An 18889-nucleotide genomic window follows, 5' to 3' on the forward strand; every position below is an offset into this window, starting at 1 on the left:
GGCTCCGTCAGCTGCGGGAGGAGCGGTCGCGCCGGCTCGGGCGGTGCGACCGGTCGCCGACCGGCTTGCCGCCACGGAAGGTGTACACCGCCGGACCGTCGGTCGACGCCTGGTCCATGTCGACGCCGTCGGGCGCCGCCTCGGCAAAGGCTCGGCGTGCGAGGCCCGGCTCGTCCTGCGTGTACGCGAGCTCGTCCTGCGGCTCGTCCGCGAAGCGGGGCGCGGGGCCGGCCGCGGCGTCCTGCTCGCGCGCGGCGAGCATGACGCCGTGGAAGAGCATGACGGCCGCGAGGACGGTCAGCGCGAAGGCGGACACCGCGAGCGGCAGCCCGGTGCGTGCGCCACCGATCTCCGAACGGAGCAGGTGCAGGCCACCGGCGATCGCGCCCACGACCGCGGCACCGACGAACCAGATGATCGTGGCCCGGGTCATTGAATTCCCCACGAGGTCACTGTGGCACAGGTCCGGGCCACCGGAGAGCACCTCGATCGGGCGTGGCCCCGTGGCGGGGGCACCGGCGCCTCGGGGCAGGCCCGACGCGGACGGTCAGCGGGCCGCGAGGGTCGCGACGCCCTGGTGGCGCGCCGCGTCGGCTCGCATCCCGGGCGTCACCGAGAAGCCGGTGACCGACGTCGTCGCCGCCCCCGAGCCGCCGATGCCGGCGTCGGACAGCGTCGGGAGCGTGGCGTTCTTGCTCTTGGCGCCCTTGCTCTTGGCGGAGCCCTTCTTCGAGTCCTTGGCGGCCGTGGAGGCCTTGGGGCTCTTCGGGTCCTTGCCGGCCTTGCCGGCCTTGCCGGCCTTGCCGGCCTTGTCGGCCTTGGGACCCTTCGGGTCCGTGCCCCCGGACGGTGCGACCGCGGCGGGGCTCAGCGCGTCGGGCTTGAGGGTCAGGGCCTGGCCGCTGGCCGCGGGGCCCGAGGCCAGCACCGAGGCGTCAGCCCGGGGCCTGGGTGCCGGGGTCACGTCCGAGACGGAGACGGCCGACTCGTCCGACGCGTCCGACGCGGCCGACTCGACCGGCGTCGGGCGGGCTGCCGCCCCCGGTGCGTCCGTGGAGCGGGCCGCCCGAACCGCGCGAGGCGAGGGGGGCACGGACGCGACGGAGGAGGAGGACTGCGACGAGGGGACGGCGGCATACGCCGTGTGGCTGTCGGTGACCCGCTCGGAGCTGACCGGCACGGGCGCGTTCGGCAGGACCTCGACGCCGGGCCGGCGGTCGTGCGTCGCGACCGAGCCGACGATGAGGGCGGTGACGGCCGCGCCGAGGAGCAGCCCGGCGCCGCGCTGGCCCCCGACCTGCGAGAGCGAGAGGTGGCCTCGCACGAGGGCGGCGCTCGCCGCGAGCAGGGTCGAGACGCCGATGACGATGAGGCCGCCGGTCAGGCCGCCGACGAGGCAGCTGAAGAGGACGAGCGCACCGAGGACCGCAAAGCCCGCGACCGCACCCTCGGGCACCCGTCGCGCGGGACGGTCGGCAAGCAGGTCGACCCGCTCGAGGTCGACCAGGGCGCTCGGACGGGTCGGCAGCGTGAACGAGGCTTCCTCGAGAACTGCCAAACGGGGCATTTCGGACGTCACGTCGTCAGTGTGGTCCATCGAGGCCCGGGTGTGGGGCTCCGACTCGTCCCCGGACCGGCGGACGCCGACATGTCCGGCTCGTCCCGGACGGGCGCTCGAGCCGGCGGCCGCCCAGAGCTGCCACCCACGGGGAGGCACGGGCCAGGACGGGTCGGGCAGCCAGCGCTCGGGGTCACCGTCGGCGACGGACCGTGAGCCGTGGCGCAACGGGTCGCCGTGCGTGGGCGTCATGCTCGTCGTCACCGGACTCACCACTCCTGCTGTTCGCGGGGCCTGCTCGAGGGACCTACGCGAGAACAGTACGACGTAAAGTCACGTTTTGTACCGCAAATAGTAAAAGAAGGGCAAAGTGCTCCTTTACCCCGTGCCGCCCGACGGTCGGACCGGGTGCAGCCCGCCGGTGAGCCACGCCGACGTCTGGTCGGCGAAGTGCGGGTCACGGGCGTCGCCGCTCGCCCCGAAGGGCACGACCCAGCGGCTCGCGTCACGGTCGGCGAGGTCCCACACGTAGCGAGCCACCGGTCCGCCGTAGCAGTGGTCGGTGACGCCCGGGGCGCTGGCCGCGGCGAGGACGCAGCCCTTGTCGCCGCCGACGGGGTCGCGCCGGACCCGGGGCGCCCGGCCCGTCGCGTCGAGCGCGTGCACCGGGTCGAGCCAGTGCCGCTCGCCCCACGTCCCCAGCGCGTCGCGCTGCGCCGCGACGCGGTCGAGCGCCACGCGTACGCCCTCGTCCACGTCGATGCCGTAGGCCGTCCCGAGGTGCGCCATCGAGTGCCAGCCCACCCCGATCTGCGTCACGACGTCGGTCCACGCCGCGAAGATGCGTGAGTGACCGCTCGGCTCGTGCAGCGCCGCGAGCGCCGGGTGCTCGGAGAACCACCGCACGAGCGCCGTGCGCCAGGCGGCGAAGAGCGCCGCGCCACGGCTGCCGGTGTCGCTGTGGCCGTCCCACGCGAGCAGCTCGGAGCGCACGTCGGCGGCGGCGCCCGATACGTCTGCCGCCTCGACGAGCTCGCGCATGAGGTCCGCCTGCCCGTTGCGGGTGTCGACGTGGATCGCCGCGCAGTCGTCGACGGTCAGCCGCTGCCCCGACTCGATGAGCTCGCGGATGCGGCCGGCCCGGAAGGGTGTCGCGTACTCCACCCCGAGCCCGCCGCCGCTGGCCCTGTCGTTGGCGCTGACCATGACGTCGGGCACGTCGACGGCAGGTCCGCGCCGGTAGCCGTGCCACACGTGCCGCGGGTCCCAGGCGGGCACGGGCAGCACTGCGCCGACCTCGTCGCGCTCGGGCACGCGGCCGACCACGAGGTGGCGGACGCGACCCGTGTCGTCGGCGACGAGAGCACTGTTGACCGGCTCGACCCAGCGCGACAGGGCCTCCTCGACGTCGGCGACCGTCCGCGCGCGGAGCAGGGGCAGCAGGGCGCCGAAGCCGAGGTCCTCCTCGACGTGGGTGGGCGTGCGGAGGCTGTGCGCGGCCGGGTGGGCCCGCCGCGGCTGGACGCTCTCGTCGGTCCACTGCGGCGGCGCCTCGGCCTCGGCGACGAGCCGCTCGATCTCGGCCTCGAGGCCCGTGACGATCGGCCCGCGCGAGGTGACGACGACGGGGACGGTCACGTCGGCCTCGCCCCGCACCCTCAGCGTCTCGGTCGTGGAGCGCACCGGCTCCCACCCGTCGATGCCGCGCGCCTTGAGCAGCGGCGACCCGTCGGGCCCGTGACCGACGTGGCCGAGCGACTCCAGCGTCAGGTCCTGGTAGTCGGCCATGGCGTTCGTGATGCCCCACGCGACGGTGCCCGTGTGGGCGAAGTGCTGCACGCCGGGCACCCCGGGGAAGGTGAAGCCGACGACGTCGAACTCGGGACAGGCGAGGCCGACCTGCTGGTAGCAGCCGGGCAGCTCGACCGTGCGGTGCGGGTCGCCGGCGACGAGCGGCAGCCCGCTCGCCGTCCGGTCCCCACCGACGACCCACGCGTTGCTCCCCGAGGCCTCCGCCCGCTCGACGCCCTCGGCGTTGAACATCGCGAGGGCGTCGGCGCCGAGGCGGTCGGCGACGTGGGCGTTGAAGAGCTTGGCCGGAAAGGTCCCGAAGAGCAGGTGGATGCCCCAGAAGATGCCGAGGGGTGTCCACGGCTGCCACCGACGGGGCGCGGCGGCATACGACTGGAGCCCGAGCAGCGCGACCTCGGGCGTCCCCGCGAGCCCCTGGGCGAGCGTGTCGTTGACGCCGTCGACGTAGGCCGTCAGCCACGTCCGCGTCTCGCGGTCGAGCCGCTCGAAGCAGCGCCGCACCGTCGGCTCGAGCAGCACCTGCCGGGCGAACCGGTCCCAGGGGAGCCCGTCGGGGCCGACGTACTCGGCCGTGCGCCCCTCCATCCGCCAGCGGTGGTGCTCGATCTGCCACCCTCGGTCGAGGGCGGTGATGCGCCCCTGGAGGCGGGCCAGCTCCATGACGTCGCCGGCGCGCAGGTGCGGGACCCCGACGGCGTCACGTCGCACCTCGGCGGGCATCGGGGCGCGGGACACGGCGGATCTCCTTCGACCTCGGGACTTCTCGGACGGGCGTGGCGACGACTGCCCGGCTAGTCGTTGCGCGAGAACTTGCTCTCGATCTCCCGGAGGAAGGCGTCGGAGATCCGACGGTACTGCTGGAGCGTCAGCGTGATGGGGGCCCCGACCTCGAGGCCGAGGATGCTGTGCGCCGGGTCGAGCCGGATCTGGGGGTCGGCCATGACGGTGCCGCCGTTCTCCATGAGCGAGCGCGCGAGCACCCGCACCTCGTTGAGCGCGTTGCCGTCCTTGCCCTCGACGCCGCGCAGGCGGTGGACGAAGTAGCCGTCGAGGACGATGAGCATGTTGTTGAAGTACTCGTACTCCAGCGACTCGAGCGCGCCCTCGAGGTGGGAGACGTCGGCGTCACCGTGGTCGCGCGCAGCCTGCGCGACCTCGTGGAACATCACGACCTGGGTCTCGACCCGCGACCGGCAGGCGTCGATGTAGTCCTGCTCGTACTCCTTCATCCCCAGCATGGAGCCAGCCTAGCGAGCAACTCGGCCACTAGGTTTGGCTCATGGCAGCGCGGGAACGGAACGTGCTCGGTGGTGAGCTCGAGGCGTGCGGCACCGACCCGGTGACCGGCTTCTACCGCGACGGCTACTGCACGACGGGGCCCGAGGACCGGGGCAGCCACACCGTCTGCGTCGTCGTCACGACCGAGTTCCTCGAGCACCAGCGCAGCGTCGGCAACGACCTCGTGACCCCACGTCCGGAGTGGCGCTTCCCCGGCCTGACGCCGGGCGACCGGTGGTGCGTCGTCGCGAGCCGCTGGCTCGAGGCGCACCAGGACGGCGCCGCGGCGCCGGTCTTCCTCGCGGCCACGCACGAGCGGGCGCTCGAGGTCGTGCCGCTCCAGCTGCTCCAGTCGTATGCCGCCGACATCCCGGACGACCCGAGCTCGCTTCTCTGACGGCGACGTCCGTCGACCTCGACGGTGACGAGGTGCCCGACAGCCGGTGATACTGACGGGATGAGCGATCCCCACGTGCTCGCACCGGGCACGGCGCCGACCCCGTTCACGGCCGACGAGATCCGGGCGGGGTGCCCCGACGGGCGCACCATCACCCTCCTCGTCGAGCCCGCCGACGGGCCCCCGTGGCAGCGCGTCAACCGGTTCGTGGCCCCCGACGAGGAGGGGGCGACGCTGCAGCGCTGGAGGATCGGGCCCGACGGGCGGCGCGTCGGCGAGATCGAGGAGGCGCGCACGACCTGGCTCGAGCTCCAGGGACACGCGTCCTTCCCCGAGTCCCTCGTGACGGTCGCCGCCGACCCGGTGGAGCTGCCGCTCGGCACCGTCGACGCGCTGCGCTACACCGTCGACGACGGCGAGGCCGGCCGCGCGACCTTCTGGTTCGCCCCGGCCTACCCCGGCATGCCGGTCCGCTACGAGACCCCCGCCGAGGGCGGCGGGACCGACCGCACGACGATGGTCGGCAACGAGCTGCCGTGACGACGAGCCCAGACGAGCTCCCCGACGACTCCCCCGCGCTCGAGGCCGACTGCTCCCGGTGCTTCGGCCTCTGCTGCGTGGCGCTCCCCTTCGCCCGGTCGGCGGACTTCCCCGTCGACAAGGCGGGCGGCGAGCCGTGCCGCAACCTCCTCGCCGACCACCGGTGCGGCATCCACGACCGGCTGCTCGAGGGCGGGTGGCGCGGGTGCGTGACGTTCGACTGCTTCGGGGCGGGCCAGCAGGTCTCGCAGGTCACCTTTGGCGGTGTCTCGTGGCGCGAGGCCCCCGAGACCGCCCCGACGATGTATGCCGTCCTGCCCGTGATGCGACAGCTGCACGAGATGCTCGCCCACCTGGGCGACGCCCTCGCGCTCGACCCGGACGAGGCGACGCGCGCCGGGCTCACGGCGGCCGCCGAGGAGGTCAGGAGGTCGACGGCGGGCTCCCCCGACGAGCTGCTCGCCGTGGACCTCGTCGCCGTGCGGTCCCGCGTCGGTGGCCTGCTGCGGACCGCGAGCGCCACGGCACGCGACCGGCGGAGGCGGCGTGACGGCATACGCACTCCTCCTCGACGGCTGCGGGCCGGGGCCGACCTCGTCGCCGCGGACCTGCGCGGCCGCGACCTGCGCACGGCCGACCTCCGGGGCGCGCTGCTCATCGCGGCCGACCTACGGGACGCCGACCTGCGGTGGGCCGACCTGCTCGGCGCCGACCTGCGCGACGCCGACCTGCGCGGGGCACGGCTCGACGGAGCGCTCTTCCTGACGCGCCCGCAGCTCGCGGCGGCGCGCACCTGATCGGACGATTCGCGCATTCGCTCCCACGGGGACGGTGCAACGATGACAATCGACCCACTGTCCACGTCGAGCACTGGAGCCGATCGTGCGCCGAGTCGAGGTTGCCGCAGCGCTGGCGCTGTCAGCTGCGCTCGCGCTCGGCGGGTGCTCGTCCGGCAAGCCCGAGATCGACCTCAGCCAGGCGGCCGGTTCCACGGGCACGCCGGTGCCGACCGAGACGGTGACGGTGACCGAGATCGACACGCGCACCGTGACCGCGACGACGACCGTCGTGACGACGACGACGGTCGTCGCCACCCCGACGGTCACCGTCACGGCGCTCCCGCGACCGAGCCTGACGACGAGCACCGTCTTCAACCGTCCCGCTGCGCTGGCGGACTACTCGAACCTCGTCGTCGACGTGCGCCTGCTCGACCGGATGACCCTGTCCGGCAACGCTGCCGCGCTCCAGCTCGACCTCATGGCCCAGCACCTCGGCCGCCTCGGCGCGAACGGACCCCCGCCGGGTCTCGACGCACCGAGCTACTACGGCCGGCTGGCCTCGCTCGGGCTCTTCGCGCGCGCCGCGTCCGACGAGGCGTCGGCGAGCTCGCCCGTGGCCCAGAGCCGTTACGCCGTCATCCGCCAGGAGACCGGCATCCTGCTCTCGCTCGTCAACGGTGCGCTGGCGACGACGTTCACGCTGCCGACCCCCGCGCCCCGACCGACGACAACGACTCCGTGAAGCCGCCCCAGGCGATCTCACCGTCGGCGTCGTCCGCGTGGGGCCGGCCGAACCGGGCGGCGTAGAGCGCCACCTCGGTGAGGTCCCACCGCAACGCCTGGGCCCGCAGGTCGTCGGTCGTCACGGGCCGTCCGGTCAGTGCGGCGTAGTCGGCGAGCACCTCGTCGGCGCCGGCACCCTCGGCGCCCGCGACGTGCCAGAGGTCGCGGGCCGCGGGCGCGAGCAGGGCGGTGTCCCAGTCGACGACGTGGAGTCCGTCGGCGCCGGAGAGGACGTTGCGCCAGTGCGGCTCGCCGTGGGTGATGACCCACGAGTCGCGCTCGGCGTGGGCCCGGACCGCGTGCTCGTCCCAGACGGCGAGGGCGCGCCGCACCGCGTCGGCCTGCTCGGCGAGGGCATCACGGGCCCTGGCGCCGTAGGGGCCGACGCCGGGTGGCAGGTCGGTCGCGAGGGCCCGGTCGAGGAGGTCGCGCTCTGGCAGACGCAGGTCGTCGGTGCCGGCGACACCGACGGCGTGGGGGGTGGCCGCGTGCAGCCGCCCCAGCACCTCGGTCACGGCGTGCCGGTCGTCCGCCGTCTGCTGCGGGGGCGACGAGAGGCGCGGCGCGTCGGTCCAGGGGGTCAGCGACACCCACCGGTGCCGGCTGAGCTCGAAGGGGACCGAGCCGTCCCGGGCCGGGACCGGTGCGACGACGAAGCCGAGCCCGGCGTCGGCGAGGGCCCGTGCCGTGCGGAACGCCGCGCTGAGGGCGGCGCCGCGCTCGACGTCGGCCCCGGCACCGGCGTAGTCGTCGAGGGTCACGAACCAGCGCGCGCCGTCGACCGTGACGGCCTGCCAGTGGTGGCTGCCGAAACCGACTGGCGCATAGCCGATCTCGCGGACGTCGAGACCCCACATCTCGCGCAGAGCCACGACCAGCAGGTCCGTGGAGAAGTCCGGCGGCGGCGTCATCACGGCGTCATCACGGGCTCGACGCTAGCGGGGCGGCGGCGGCTCCGCATGGATCCGACGGCTCAGCCTCGAGTGCGAGCGCGGGGCGGGCACCCGCGACCACACGGCGGCCTGCAGCGCGAGGGTGAGCCAGCCGGCGAGCGCCATCCCGACGATGTTGACGACGAGCTGGAGGCCGCTGCCGCGCACCTCGTCCCACGCCCCGAAGGCGAGCCCCAGCGCGACGTTGCCCGCGGCGGGGATCGTCGTCACCGAGATGAAGACGCCGCTGAGCCCGCCGAGCTTGGCCGACGTCAGGGACAGCACCCCCGCGGCGGCTGCGAGGACGGCGACGATGAACGACCACTTGTCGGGCGAGTAGATGAAGCCGGTCGAAGGACGTTCGCCGGAGATGTCGTCGAGCGTGACCCACCCGAGGGCCCGCCCGGCGAGACCGGCGAGGCACGTGACGAGGATGGCCACGACGAAGCCGACGACGAGCGCGCGGGCCGCGACGGCGAGCAGGAGCGGCCGACGCCGCACGAGGGCGACGCCGAGGGCGGCGATCGCCCCGAACTCGGGCCCGAGCACCATGGCCCCGATGACGAGGATCTGCGAGTCGAGGACGATCGCGATGCCGGCGATGAGGGTCGCGAGCGACATGAAGGACAGGAACGTCCAGTTCAGCTCGCTGTCGTCGTAGGACCGTTGGGCGACCTGCGCCCACACGACGGCGTCGGCGCTGCTCCCGGGCGTCTCCTCGTCGGCCTCGAAGCCGGCTCGGGAGACCCAGGTGGTGACCGGCTCGATCTGGAGGGTCCCGCCCTCGTGGACCCCGAGGTCGCGGAGGCGGTCGACGAGGACGTTGGCTCCCTCGCGGGCGACGTCGGCCATGACGACGTCGCCCACCGGGCGCACCGCCGCGCCGCGCAGGACGGACAGCGTGCTCACGGCGCTCGACTCGGCGAGCACGGCGGTGACCTGGTCGGTCAGCGCGCTCGGGATGGTGACCGTCAGTCTCAACATGCCGGACAGTCTGCCGCCCGGTTGACGCGGTGGCGCGCGAGGCGCCACAGTGGCATCTGATCATCCATTCAGATGAGAGGACGGCGCATGAGCAGCGTCACCGGGCTCGACGGCTGCGCCGCACCGTGCGTCCACCCCGAGAAGGTCGCCCTGGCCACCGACAACGCTCCGGGGGTCGAGGAGCTGGCGCGCGTCACCAGCGTCTTCAAGCTGCTCGGCGACCCGACCCGGGCGCGGATGCTCTACGCCCTCCTCGAGGCCGGGGAGCTCTGCGTCTGCGACCTCGCGGCCGCGACCAGCACGGCCGAGACCACGGTCTCCCAGGCCCTTCGGCTGCTCCGTGCCTCGGCCGTCGTCACCGGCCGGCGCGAGGGACGCAACATCTACTACCGGCTCTCCGACGCCCACGTCCGCCTGCTCCTCGACGTGACGCGCGAGCATGTCATCCACGACGGCGAGCGACACCGGTGAGCCACGGGCACGGACACGGGCACGGACACGGGCACGGGCCGGCGCAGGGCGCCGCCGCGGTCCACGCCGGCGGCCGCCACCGGTGGCGGCTCGCCGTCGCCTTCGGCCTCGTCGCGGCCTTCTTCTGCGTGGAGCTCGCCGCGGGCCTCGCGTCCGGCTCCCTCGCCCTCCTCTCCGACGCCGGCCACATGGCCGCCGACGTCGTGACCCTCGGCGCCGCGCTCGTGGCCACGCGCATCGCGACGCGCGCCGACACGACCGGGAGGCGCACGTTCGGCTCCTACCGCGCCGAGGTGTTCGCGTCCGGGCTCGCCGTGCTGCTCATGCTCGGCGTGTCCGTCTACATCGCCGTCGAGGCGCTCGGGCGGATCGGCTCGAGCCCCGAGATCGCCTCGGGCACCATGCTCGTCGTCGGCGCGATCGGCCTCGTCGTCAACGTCATCGCCCTCCTCCTGCTGCGTGGTGGCGCCGGGGAGAGCCTCAACGTCCGGGGCGCCTACCTCGAGGTCGTCGCCGACACCGTCGGCTCGGTCGGCGTCATCGCGGCCGCCGTCCTCGTCGGGACGACCGGGAGCGCCTGGTGGGACACCGCCGTCGCGCTCGCCATCGCGGTCTTCGTGACCGTGCGCGCCGTCGGCCTCGGACGCGAGGTGGTGGCCGTCCTCGGTCAGCACGCCCCCACAGGCCTCGAGCCCACCGACCTGCTGGCCGCGCTCGGCGAGGTGCCGGACGTCACCGAGGTCCACGACCTGCACGTCTGGACCCTGACCTCCGGGATGGACGTCGCGACGGCGCACCTCGTGACGACACGCGCCGACGCGGCGCCCGAGGTGCTCGAGGCGGCCAGCGCCATGCTGCGCGACCGCTTCCACGTCGCCCACGCGACCCTCCAGGTCGAGACGACCGACCGGTCCGAGTGCCGGGGAGCCGACTGGTGAGCACCCCGCACCTCCCCGTCTTCTCGCTGCTGCCGCCCTCGCGGCGGACCGCTCTCGTGCGCCGGGCCCGGCTGCTGGCCGGCGCGTCGGTCGCCTACAACGTCGCCGAGGCCGTCGTCGCCATCACGTCCGGGCGCATCGCCGACTCGACGGCGCTCGTCGGCTTCGGCCTCGACTCGACGGTCGAGGTCATGAGCGGGCTCGTCATCCTCTGGCAGTTCGGCCACCCCGTGCCGGAGGAGCGCGAGCACCGGGCGCGGCGCCTCATCGCCGTCTCCTTCTTCGCCCTCGCCGCCTACGTGACCGTCGAGTCCGTGCGGGCCGTCGTGACCCACGAGGAGCCCGACACCTCGGTCGTCGGCATCGCGCTCGCGGCCCTCTCGCTCGTCGTCATGCCGCTGCTCTCGCGGTGGCAGCGACGCACGGGCCGCGAGCTCGGGTCGGGGGCGGTCGTCGCCGACGGCACCCAGACGCTGCTCTGCACCTACCTCTCGGCCGTGCTCCTCCTCGGCCTGCTCGCCAACGCCCTCCTCGGCTGGTGGTGGCTCGACGCCGTGGCCGCGCTCGTCATCGCGGCCGTCGCGGTGCGCGAGGGACGCTCGAACTGGTGCGGCGACGCCTGCTGCTGAGGGCATGGCCCGGCCGGGAGTCTTGACGGCGGACCCCTCGACCGACAGTGTGACCACCCGTGACACTCCGGGCCGACTCCTCCCACCTGCTGCGGGCGCGGCTCGCCGCGGGCACCGCCTTCTTCGTCCAGGGCCTCCTCTTCATCTCGCTGACGACGCGCCTGCCCCAGGTGCAGGAGAAGTGGTCTCTCGACGAGCTCGCCGTCAGCGGCCTGCTGCTCATGGTCGTGCTCCTCGCCGGCGTCGGCTCGGTCGTCGCCGAGGTCGTCGCCGCTCGGTCGTCGAGCGCCATGGTCGTGCGCGTGGGGCTCGTCGTGGCCACCGTCGGCTTCGCCGCGCTGCTCGTCGCGCCGGCGTTCGGGGTCTTCGTCGCGGGCCTCGCGACCTACGGGCTCGCGCTCGGGCTCGTCGACGCGTCGTCGAACATGCAGGCCGTCACGGTCGAGCACCTCTACCGCCGCCCGATCCTGCCGTCCTTCCACGCCTTCTGGACCGCCGGCGGCATCCTCGGCACCCTCGTCACGCTGGCGACGTCCGGCGTCGACCTCGGCCCGGCCCTGCTGCCGCTGCTCGTCTTCCCCGTCGCGGCACTCGCCGCGCCGTACGTCCGCCGCGACCGCCTCGCCGAGACCGACGCCACCGTCGACGTGCCGTGGCGGCGGATCGCGCTGCTCGGCGTGGCGATGGTCCTCTTCTACATGGTCGACACGGCCGCCACGACGTGGGGACCGGTCTACCTCGACGGCACGCTCGACGCCCCGACGGGTCTCACCGCGCTCGCCACCCTGCCCTACCTCGTCGCGACGCTCCTGGCCCGAGCCGTCGGCGACCGTCTCGTCGACCGGCACGGCGCCGTGTGGCTGCTGCGGATCAGCGGTGTCGTCGCGGCCCTGTCGCTCGCCGTCATCGTCTTCGCGCCGACGTGGGTCGTGGCCGTCGTCGGCTTCACGATCCTCGGCGGCGCCGTCGCGACCATCGCGCCGCTCAGCTTCTCGGCCGCGGGCGCCATCGCCGGCGGTGACGCCGACTCGGCGGGCGAGCGGATCGACAAGACCGACCAGGTCGTCGCCCGCTTCAACCAGTTCAACTACGTCGGCGCGCTGCTCGGCGCCGTGCTGACCGGGGCCGTCGGCTCGGACAACCTGCGTCTCGGCTTCGCCGTGCCGATGGTGCTGATCCTCGGGATCATCCCGCTCGCGACGCAGTTCGCGATCATCCGCCGCCGGGGCGTCCCGGCCGGGTCGAGCTGAGGACGTCCCGCAGCACGGTGAGTGCCGGACGGATGTCCGTCAGGGGTATGCCGCCGACGCCGAAGGCGAAGCCGTGGCGGGCCGGCTGCTCGAGGTGTCGCACGGACAGCGGCTCGACGAACACCCCTGCGGCCAGGGCGGCCTCGGCGATCGTGACGTCGTCGAGACCCGGGTCGCGCAGCCTGGCGCACAGGTGGAGCCCCGCCGCCGACGGGATGACCTCGAGCCAGTCGGCGAGGCCGTCGGGACTCGTGAGCGCCTCGAGCAGTGCCTCCCGGCGGGCGCGGTAGACCTTCGTCGCGCGCTTGACGTGGGCGGCGTGGTGCCCCTCGGCGAGGAAGTCCGCGAGCGCACCCTGGGTCACGACGTCTCCGTCCCAGACGGTGACGCGCTTGGCCTCGCGCAGCGCCGGCGTGAGCGTGGCCGGCGCGATGGCGTAGCCGACTCGGAGCCCCGGGAGCAGCGACTTGGAGAACGACCCGACGTAGACGACGCGACCGTCGCGGTCGAGGCTCTGCAGGGGCTCGAGGGGTCGGTCGGCGAACCGGAACTCGCTGTCGTAGTCGTCCTCGACGATCACCGCACCGTGCCGGACTGCCCACTCCAGCAAGGCGATCCGCCGGGCGCGCGACATCGCGACACCAGTCGGGTGCTGGTGCGACGGCGTGACGTAGACGAGACGCGCCGCGTCCGGGAGTGCCTCGACGACGATCCCCTCACCGTCGACGGGCACGCCACGGACGACGGCCCGGTGCGTCGCGAAGAGGCGCGCGGCGGCCGTGTAGCCGGGGTCCTCCACCGCGACGACGTCCCCGGGCTCGACGAGGACGCGCGCGACGAGGTCGAGGGCCTGCTGCGCGCCGGCGGTGGTCACCACGTCGGCACCGGAGGCGACGACCGAGCGGGACACGCCGGCATACCTCGCGATCTCGGCCTCGAGGCGGCTGCCCGCGCGGTTGGCCCCGGCCTGGTCGTAGGTGCCGGTGGAGAGGCGGCCCCGGCGCAGCGTGCCGCTCACGAGACGTCGCCACGTCGCGAGGGGGAAGAGCGAGTCGTCGGGCACCCCGACGGAGAAGTCGTGCACCGCGCCCTGGGGAGCGGGGGCGGGAGCCGCGGCCGGCGCAATCGCCCAGGGCGACGTGGCGGTGACGGCCCCGGCGCGGGCCCGTCGCCCGGTCGCCCGGGCCGGTGGCACGCACCCGCTGGCGACGAAGGTGCCGGCGCCGCGGCGGCTCTCGAGGAGCTCCTCGGCGAGGAGCCGGTCGTAGGCCGCCGTCACCGTGCCCCGCGAGACGCTGAGGCTCGCCGCGAGGTCGCGGGAGGCGGGCACGCGGTCACCGCCGGCGAGGCGCCCGTCGAGGACGGCGTCGCGCAGCTGGGCGTAGATCTGGGCCGTGAGGTCGCCGGTGCCCGTGAGGGTGACGTGGAGGTCCATGACCCCAGTGTGGATTGGCCCAAACAGCCTGACAAGAAGTGGCACTTCTGACCGGTCCACCGGGGCGTCAGTCTGGAGCCATGGCGACGACCGCAGGCATGACCCGGCCCACCCCGACCACGACGGGTGGCACGCTCACCGTCGCGCAGGGGGCCGCGCTGTCGGTGGGTGCGGTCCTCGGCACCGGCGTCATCACGCTGCCCGCCCTCGCCGCGGACGTGGCCGGCCCCGCGTCGCTGGTCGCGTGGGCGGCGCTCGTGCTCCTGTCGGTGCCGCTCGCGAGCACGTTCGCAGCCCTCGGGGCGCGGCACCCGGACGGCGGCGGCGTGTCGACGTACGTCCGTCGCGCCTTCGGGGACCGCGCCGCGGGCGCGGTCGGGTGGTGCTTCTACTTCGCGGTGCCCGTCGGAGCCCCACCCGCCTCGATGATGGCCGGTGGCTACGTGGCCGACGTCGTGGGCGGCGGACGCACGACGACCGTCGTCGTCGCGGCCGCCCTCATCCTCGGCACCGGCCTGATGAACCTCGCGGGGCTGCGCTTCTCCGGCCGCGTGCAGCTCGGCCTCGCGACCGTGCTCGCCCTGCTCATGACCGCGACGATGGCCGTCGCCCTGCCGCACGGCAGCACGGCGTCGCTGACCCCCTTCGCGCCGCACGGGTGGGCCGCCGTCGGCACCGCGGCTGCCGTGCTCGTGTGGGGCTTCGCCGGCTGGGAGGCCGTCGCCTCGCTCGCCGGCGACTACCGCGACCCACGACGCGACGTGCCTCGCGCGACCGGGATCGCCGTCGTGGTCGTCGGCGTGCTCTACCTCGGCCTCGCGACGACGAGCATCCTCGTGCTGGGTCCGGCGACCGGCCGCAGCCAGGCGCCGCTGTCGGACCTCATGGCGATCGCGCTCGGTGAGCAGGCACGGGTCGTGACCGCCGTCGTGGCGGTGCTCCTGACGGTCGGGGCGATGAACGCCTACTACGCCGGCGGCTCGCGGCTGGGCGCGGCGCTGGCCCGGGACGGTGCGCTGCCGCGGTGGCTGGCGCGCGGCGGCGACGCCGGCGCGGTGCCGCGCCGCAGCATCGCCCTCGTCACCACCGGGTCCGTGGTCTCGCTCGTCCTCGCCGTCGTGCTCGACCTCGGCCTCACCCCGCTCATGCTGCTCGCGACGGGCTGCTTCACGGTCGTCTACGTGCTCGGCACGGCCTCGGCGCTGCGCCTGCTGCCTCGCGGCACCCGCGGCTGGTGGACCGCGCTCGTCGCCCACGTGTCCGTCGTCGTGCTGCTCGTCGTCAACGGCGTCCACGCGCTGTGGGCCCTCGGCCTCGTCGTCCTCTCGCTGGCCTACCAGTCGCGCTCCCGTCCGTCGCGGCGGTAGGGGCTCCCAGCGCCGCCCCCTAGACTTCGCCGCCGTGACGGCACAGCGCGCGGAGCGCACACCCCTCATGCGGTGGTTCCTCGACGCCGAGGAGGCCGACCCGGGCGGCTACTACGAGCGCGAGCGCGAGGCCACCGAGCAGCAGCACGTGCAGCCGTGGTGGCGCGTCATGTGCCTGACGGGTGTCGACTACTTCTCGACGCTCGGCTACCAGCCGGGCATCGCGGCCCTCGCCGCGGGCGCGCTGTCCCCCGTCGCGACGCTCGTCCTCGTGCTCATCACGCTCTTCGGCGCGCTCCCGATGTACCGCCGGGTCGCGGCCGAGAGCCCGCACGGCGACGGCAGCCTCTCGATGCTCGAGCGCCTCCTGTCCTACTGGCCGAGCAAGATCCTCGTGCTCTGCCTCATCGGCTTCGTCGCGACCGGCTTCATCATCACGATCACGCTGTCGGCCGCCGACGCGAGCGCGCACCTCATCGAGAACCCCTACCTCAAGAGCACCCTGACCGGCCACCAGGTCGGGGTCACCCTGACGCTGCTCGTCTTCCTCGCCGGGATCTTCCTCAAGGGCTTCAAGGAGGCCATCGGCATCGCCGTCGTCCTCGTCGTCGCCTACCTCGGCCTCAGCCTCGTCGTGGTCGTGCGCGGCGTCGTCGAGATCGGCGACCACCCGACGGCGTTCAGCGACTGGATCACGGCGATGACGTCGGCCCACTCGGCACCGTTCGGGATCATCGGCGCGTCCCTGCTCGTCTTCCCGGCCCTGGCGCTCGGCCTTTCCGGCTTCGAGACCGGCGTCGTCGTCATGCCCCTCGTCAAGGGCGACCCCACCGACACCCCGGAGCACCCCGAGGGCCGCATCCGCAACGCCCGCAAGCTGCTGACGACCGCAGCGCTCATCATGAGCGTCCTGCTCATCGGCTCCTCGCTCGTCACGACCCTGCTCATCCCCGCAGACGCCTTCCAGCCGGGCGGCGAGGCCAACGGCCGCGCCCTGGCCTACCTCGCCCACGACCTGCTCGGCGAGGCCTTCGGCACCGTCTACGACATCTCGACGATCGGCATCCTCTGGTTCGCCGGCGCCTCCGCCATGGCCGGCCTGCTCAACATCGTGCCGCGCTACCTGCCCCGCTACGGCATGGCGCCGGACTGGGCCCGCTCGACGCGGCCGCTCGTCCTCGTCCTGTCGTTCATCGCCGCCGTCGTCACCCTCGCCTTCGGGGCCAACGTCGACGAGCAGGCGGGGGCGTATGCCACCGGCGTGCTCGCGCTCATGACGTCCGCCGCGATCGCCGTCTTCCTCACGGAGCTGCGTCGTGGCCACCGCGGGGCAGCAGCCTTCTTCGCCGTCGTCAGCGCGATCTTCGTCTACACGATCACGATCACGATCGAGCAGCGTCCCGAGGGCCTCGTCATCGCCCTGATCTTCATCGCCCTCATCGTCGTCATCAGCGTCTGGTCGCGCATCGCGCGCTCGACCGAGCTGCGCGTGCAGCGGGTCGTCTACGACGACAGCGCACGCGCGATCCTCGACGACGCCGCGCTCGGTCCCCAGCCGCTGCGGTTCATCGCCAACAAGATCAACGCCGGCGACCGCGACGAGTACCGCGCGAAGTCCCTCGACGTCCGCATGCACAACCACCTCAACGCCCGGCAGGGCGCGATCTTCCTCGAGGTGGAGATCAGCGACGCGAGCGACTTCGCGACGACCGTCCACGTCGGGTCGGCCGTCGTCGGCGGCCACTACATCCTGCGTGCGACGGGTCCGTCGGTGCCCAACGTCCTCGCCGCGGTCCTGCTCGACGTCCGCGACCGGGTCAGCAAGCCGCCGCACATCTACTTCGAGTGGAGCGAGAAGGCGCCGGGGCAGAACGTGCTGCGCTTCCTGCTCGCCGGCGAGGGCGACATCCCGCCGCTGACGCACGAGATCATCCGTCGCGCCGAGCCGGACGCCGACCGTCGCCCGCAGGTGCACGTCGGCGGCTGACGCGGGCGGCCGCGCCGGACGGCATGCTCAGGCGCGGTTGGCCCAGCGCTCGGGGGTGGTGCGGTAGACGCGCGACTCGTCCGCGTACCACTTCTCGATGATCCCGAGGTCGTCGAGGCCGAGACGGCGGCAGACGGCCTGCGAGCGCTCGTTCGTCGTGTGGGTCAGGGCGTAGATCTCGGGCAGCCCGCCGTCGAAGCCGTGCTGGATCACCGCGGTCGCGGACTCGGTCGCGTAGCCGTGGCCCCACGAGTCGGGGTGCAGGTGCCAGCCGACCTCGACCTCGCCGTCGTCGGCGTTCGGGAGGGTCAGCAGGATGACGGACCCGGCGACGACCCCGGTCTCACGGACCTCGACGGCCCAGAAGCCGAGCGGCGGCGCCTCGCTGCGCTCGAGGTAGCGGTCGATGCGGGCGTGCGCCTCGTCGAGGTCCTTCATGAGGACCGGCTCGCCGTCGCCGAGCCACTTCACGACCTCGAGGCGGCTCTGGATGTCGAGCAGGCGCTCGGCCTCGTCGTGCGACCAGGGACGGATGGTGAGGCGGGTTGTCTCGAGATGCATGGCGACACGCTCGCACCCTCCCCGCCCACCCGTCCACGCCATTCCCACGGCAGGATGGCGGCATGTCCGACAGCGATGGCGCAGGCGAGACCGACGAGGCGACGAGCCCGCCCAGTGAGCCCACCGAGGCCGGTGAGGTGGCGCAGGCGTACGCCGCGGTGCGCCCCGAGGTCGAGGCCGCGACGGCGCTCTTCGTCGAGATGGTCACCGGCCTGCTCGACGAGGCCGGCATCAACTACCTCAGCGTGAGCGGACGCACGAAGTCCGTGGCGTCCTTCGCCGCCAAGGCCGAGCGACGCCGCGACGGCGAGCTGCTCTTCCCCGACCCGCTCGCCGACATCACCGACCAGATCGGCGTCCGCGTCATCACCTACGTCCACGACGACGTCGCCGCGGTCGCCGAGCTGCTGGCCGAGGAGCTCGCCGTCCTCGACGACCGCGACATGGGACTCGAGACCGCCCGGTCGGGCCGCTTCGGCTACGCGAGCCGCCACCTGCTCGTCGCGGTCGACGCGAGCCGCACCGTCCCGCCCGCCTACGAGGCGCTCCGCCGACGCAGCGCGTCCGTGCAGATCCGCACCGTGCTCCAGCACGCCTGGGCCGAGTTCGAGCACGACATCCGCTACAAGGGCACCGTCCCCGAGGAGCACGCCCACGACCTCGACCGCCGGTTCACCCTGGCCGCCGGGCTCATCGAGCTCGCCGACCGCGAGTTCTCCGCCATCCGCGACCGGCTCCAGGAGGCCCTGCCGGCCAGCCCACCGGACGCCGTCGAGCAGGACTCGCGCATCAGCACGCAGGACCTCGCGAAGTTCCTCGCCTCGAAGTACGCCGACGCCGGCTGGTCGCGCACCGACCACTACACGTGGGTGTCGGGCCTGCTGCTCGAGCTCGGCATCACGTCGGTCGACGCGCTCGCCGAGGTCATCGCCCCCGTCGACGGGGCCGACCTCATCGAGCGGATGGGCTACAAGTACCCGCCCGGCGCCGTGCGCCGGCTCGACGACGCCCTGCTCGCGACCTTCGGCACGCGCTACCTCGACCTGGAGGGCAACGCCCACCGCCGGGCCTCGCTCGAGGGCCGCCTCGAGCGCCTCGGGACGAGCTGACCGACCCGACCGGACCATCTCGGGGCCGCGTGTCGATTCCCAAGGACCGAGTTCGTCAGGATGATGTGGCGAGAGTCGC

At 73.7% G+C, this 18889-nt stretch carries 19 protein-coding genes; 11 read left to right on the forward strand and 8 right to left on the reverse strand.

All coding sequences use genetic code 11. The features are described from left to right. Positions 1–7: 7 nt before the first annotated feature. From ACSSS0_RS08985 to ACSSS0_RS09000, 4 genes are all read right to left on the reverse strand, one after another. Entirely contained in the window at positions 8–433 is a 426-nt protein-coding gene (locus tag ACSSS0_RS08985) for a hypothetical protein (RefSeq protein WP_487230849.1), read from the reverse strand. 114 nt (positions 434–547) lie between these two features. After that, positions 548–1822 (reverse strand): hypothetical protein, encoded by a 1275-nt coding sequence (locus ACSSS0_RS08990; protein ID WP_487230850.1) that lies wholly within the window; start codon positions 1820–1822, stop codon positions 548–550. A 114-nt stretch (positions 1823–1936) separates the two neighbouring features. Continuing rightward, positions 1937–4105 carry a penicillin acylase family protein gene (locus tag ACSSS0_RS08995; protein WP_487230851.1) on the reverse strand — a complete coding sequence of 723 codons (2169 nt, stop codon included), beginning with the start codon at positions 4103–4105 and terminating at the stop codon, positions 1937–1939. Positions 4106–4161: 56 nt separating this feature from the next. Continuing rightward, positions 4162–4608, reverse strand: coding sequence for a hypothetical protein (locus ACSSS0_RS09000; RefSeq protein WP_435984330.1), 447 nt, complete (start codon positions 4606–4608; stop codon positions 4162–4164). A gap of 41 nt (positions 4609–4649) precedes the next feature. Between ACSSS0_RS09000 and ACSSS0_RS09005 the strand changes: the two genes are divergently transcribed. From ACSSS0_RS09005 to ACSSS0_RS09020, 4 genes are all read left to right on the forward strand, one after another. Then, positions 4650–5045 carry a DUF2237 family protein gene (locus tag ACSSS0_RS09005; protein ID WP_435984329.1) on the forward strand — a complete coding sequence of 132 codons (396 nt, stop codon included), beginning with the start codon at positions 4650–4652 and terminating at the stop codon, positions 5043–5045. A 60-nt stretch (positions 5046–5105) separates the two neighbouring features. After that, positions 5106–5585: a hypothetical protein gene (locus ACSSS0_RS09010; RefSeq protein WP_487230852.1), complete on the forward strand. Its 480-nt coding sequence runs from the start codon at positions 5106–5108 to the stop codon at positions 5583–5585. After that, positions 5582–6382 carry a pentapeptide repeat-containing protein gene (locus tag ACSSS0_RS09015; protein ID WP_487230853.1) on the forward strand — a complete coding sequence of 267 codons (801 nt, stop codon included), beginning with the start codon at positions 5582–5584 and terminating at the stop codon, positions 6380–6382. The genes ACSSS0_RS09010 and ACSSS0_RS09015 overlap by 4 nt, the downstream gene beginning before the upstream one ends. A gap of 85 nt (positions 6383–6467) precedes the next feature. Further along, entirely contained in the window at positions 6468–7106 is a 639-nt protein-coding gene (locus ACSSS0_RS09020; RefSeq protein ID WP_487230854.1) for a hypothetical protein, read from the forward strand. On the opposite strand, the gene ACSSS0_RS09025 is transcribed toward ACSSS0_RS09020, so the two are convergent. Beyond that, on the reverse strand, positions 7060–8058 hold the full coding sequence (locus ACSSS0_RS09025; protein ID WP_487230855.1) for an aminoglycoside phosphotransferase/kinase family protein: 999 nt from the start codon (positions 8056–8058) through the stop codon (positions 7060–7062). The genes ACSSS0_RS09020 and ACSSS0_RS09025 overlap by 47 nt on opposite strands. A gap of 24 nt (positions 8059–8082) precedes the next feature. After that, complete coding sequence (locus ACSSS0_RS09030) at positions 8083–9063, reverse strand: DUF389 domain-containing protein (protein ID WP_487230856.1); 981 nt, start codon at positions 9061–9063, stop codon at positions 8083–8085. A gap of 87 nt (positions 9064–9150) precedes the next feature. Here ACSSS0_RS09030 and ACSSS0_RS09035 point away from each other — a divergent pair, with 87 nt between their 5' ends. The 4 genes from ACSSS0_RS09035 to ACSSS0_RS09050 are packed head-to-tail and all read left to right on the forward strand — an operon-like array spanning position 9151 to position 12351. Continuing rightward, the gene (locus tag ACSSS0_RS09035; protein WP_487230857.1) at positions 9151–9534 is read left to right on the forward strand and encodes an ArsR/SmtB family transcription factor; all 384 of its coding nucleotides are present in this window, start codon (positions 9151–9153) and stop codon (positions 9532–9534) included. Continuing rightward, positions 9531–10472 carry a cation diffusion facilitator family transporter gene (locus ACSSS0_RS09040; protein ID WP_487230858.1) on the forward strand — a complete coding sequence of 314 codons (942 nt, stop codon included), beginning with the start codon at positions 9531–9533 and terminating at the stop codon, positions 10470–10472. The genes ACSSS0_RS09035 and ACSSS0_RS09040 overlap by 4 nt, the downstream gene beginning before the upstream one ends. Then, entirely contained in the window at positions 10469–11101 is a 633-nt protein-coding gene (locus ACSSS0_RS09045) for a cation efflux transmembrane domain-containing protein (RefSeq protein ID WP_487230859.1), read from the forward strand. The genes ACSSS0_RS09040 and ACSSS0_RS09045 overlap by 4 nt, the downstream gene beginning before the upstream one ends. 59 nt (positions 11102–11160) lie before the next feature. Further along, on the forward strand, positions 11161–12351 hold the full coding sequence (locus ACSSS0_RS09050) for an MFS transporter (RefSeq protein WP_487230860.1): 1191 nt from the start codon (positions 11161–11163) through the stop codon (positions 12349–12351). Here the strand turns inward: ACSSS0_RS09050 and pdxR are convergent. Next, positions 12314–13786: a MocR-like pyridoxine biosynthesis transcription factor PdxR gene (pdxR, locus tag ACSSS0_RS09055; protein WP_487230861.1), complete on the reverse strand. Its 1473-nt coding sequence runs from the start codon at positions 13784–13786 to the stop codon at positions 12314–12316. The genes ACSSS0_RS09050 and pdxR overlap by 38 nt on opposite strands. An 80-nt stretch (positions 13787–13866) precedes the next feature. Here pdxR and ACSSS0_RS09060 point away from each other — a divergent pair, with 80 nt between their 5' ends. Both ACSSS0_RS09060 and ACSSS0_RS09065 read left to right on the forward strand, forming a co-directional pair. After that, the gene (locus tag ACSSS0_RS09060) at positions 13867–15153 is read left to right on the forward strand and encodes an APC family permease (protein ID WP_487230862.1); all 1287 of its coding nucleotides are present in this window, start codon (positions 13867–13869) and stop codon (positions 15151–15153) included. 67 nt (positions 15154–15220) lie between these two features. Further along, positions 15221–17140 carry an APC family permease gene (locus ACSSS0_RS09065; RefSeq protein WP_487231200.1) on the forward strand — a complete coding sequence of 640 codons (1920 nt, stop codon included), beginning with the start codon at positions 15221–15223 and terminating at the stop codon, positions 17138–17140. A gap of 27 nt (positions 17141–17167) precedes the next feature. Here ACSSS0_RS09065 and ACSSS0_RS09070 read toward each other — a convergent pair whose 3' ends face one another. Beyond that, a complete protein-coding gene (locus ACSSS0_RS09070; RefSeq protein WP_487230863.1) occupies positions 17168–17701 on the reverse strand; it encodes a GNAT family N-acetyltransferase in 534 nt (177 codons plus the stop codon). 62 nt (positions 17702–17763) lie between these two features. Here ACSSS0_RS09070 and ACSSS0_RS09075 point away from each other — a divergent pair, with 62 nt between their 5' ends. Then, positions 17764–18810 carry a GTP pyrophosphokinase gene (locus ACSSS0_RS09075; protein WP_487230864.1) on the forward strand — a complete coding sequence of 349 codons (1047 nt, stop codon included), beginning with the start codon at positions 17764–17766 and terminating at the stop codon, positions 18808–18810. Positions 18811–18889 lie beyond the last annotated feature (79 nt).

This window comes from Terrabacter sp. R4-6, assembly GCF_057529065.1.

Coding starts and splice junctions, on each gene's coding strand:
- ACSSS0_RS09010 (WP_487230852.1), top strand. CDS start 5,106: ATGAGCGATCCCCACGTGCTCGCACCGGGCACGGCGCCGACCCCGTTC.
- ACSSS0_RS09000 (WP_435984330.1), bottom strand. CDS start 4,608: ATGCTGGGGATGAAGGAGTACGAGCAGGACTACATCGACGCCTGCCGG.
- ACSSS0_RS09035 (WP_487230857.1), top strand. CDS start 9,151: ATGAGCAGCGTCACCGGGCTCGACGGCTGCGCCGCACCGTGCGTCCAC.
- pdxR (WP_487230861.1), bottom strand. CDS start 13,786: ATGGACCTCCACGTCACCCTCACGGGCACCGGCGACCTCACGGCCCAG.
- ACSSS0_RS09005 (WP_435984329.1), top strand. CDS start 4,650: ATGGCAGCGCGGGAACGGAACGTGCTCGGTGGTGAGCTCGAGGCGTGC.
- ACSSS0_RS09065 (WP_487231200.1), top strand. CDS start 15,221: ATGCGGTGGTTCCTCGACGCCGAGGAGGCCGACCCGGGCGGCTACTAC.
- ACSSS0_RS09075 (WP_487230864.1), top strand. CDS start 17,764: ATGTCCGACAGCGATGGCGCAGGCGAGACCGACGAGGCGACGAGCCCG.
- ACSSS0_RS09025 (WP_487230855.1), bottom strand. CDS start 8,058: ATGACGCCGCCGCCGGACTTCTCCACGGACCTGCTGGTCGTGGCTCTG.
- ACSSS0_RS08985 (WP_487230849.1), bottom strand. CDS start 433: ATGACCCGGGCCACGATCATCTGGTTCGTCGGTGCCGCGGTCGTGGGC.
- ACSSS0_RS09070 (WP_487230863.1), bottom strand. CDS start 17,701: ATGCATCTCGAGACAACCCGCCTCACCATCCGTCCCTGGTCGCACGAC.
- ACSSS0_RS09030 (WP_487230856.1), bottom strand. CDS start 9,063: ATGTTGAGACTGACGGTCACCATCCCGAGCGCGCTGACCGACCAGGTC.
- ACSSS0_RS09060 (WP_487230862.1), top strand. CDS start 13,867: ATGGCGACGACCGCAGGCATGACCCGGCCCACCCCGACCACGACGGGT.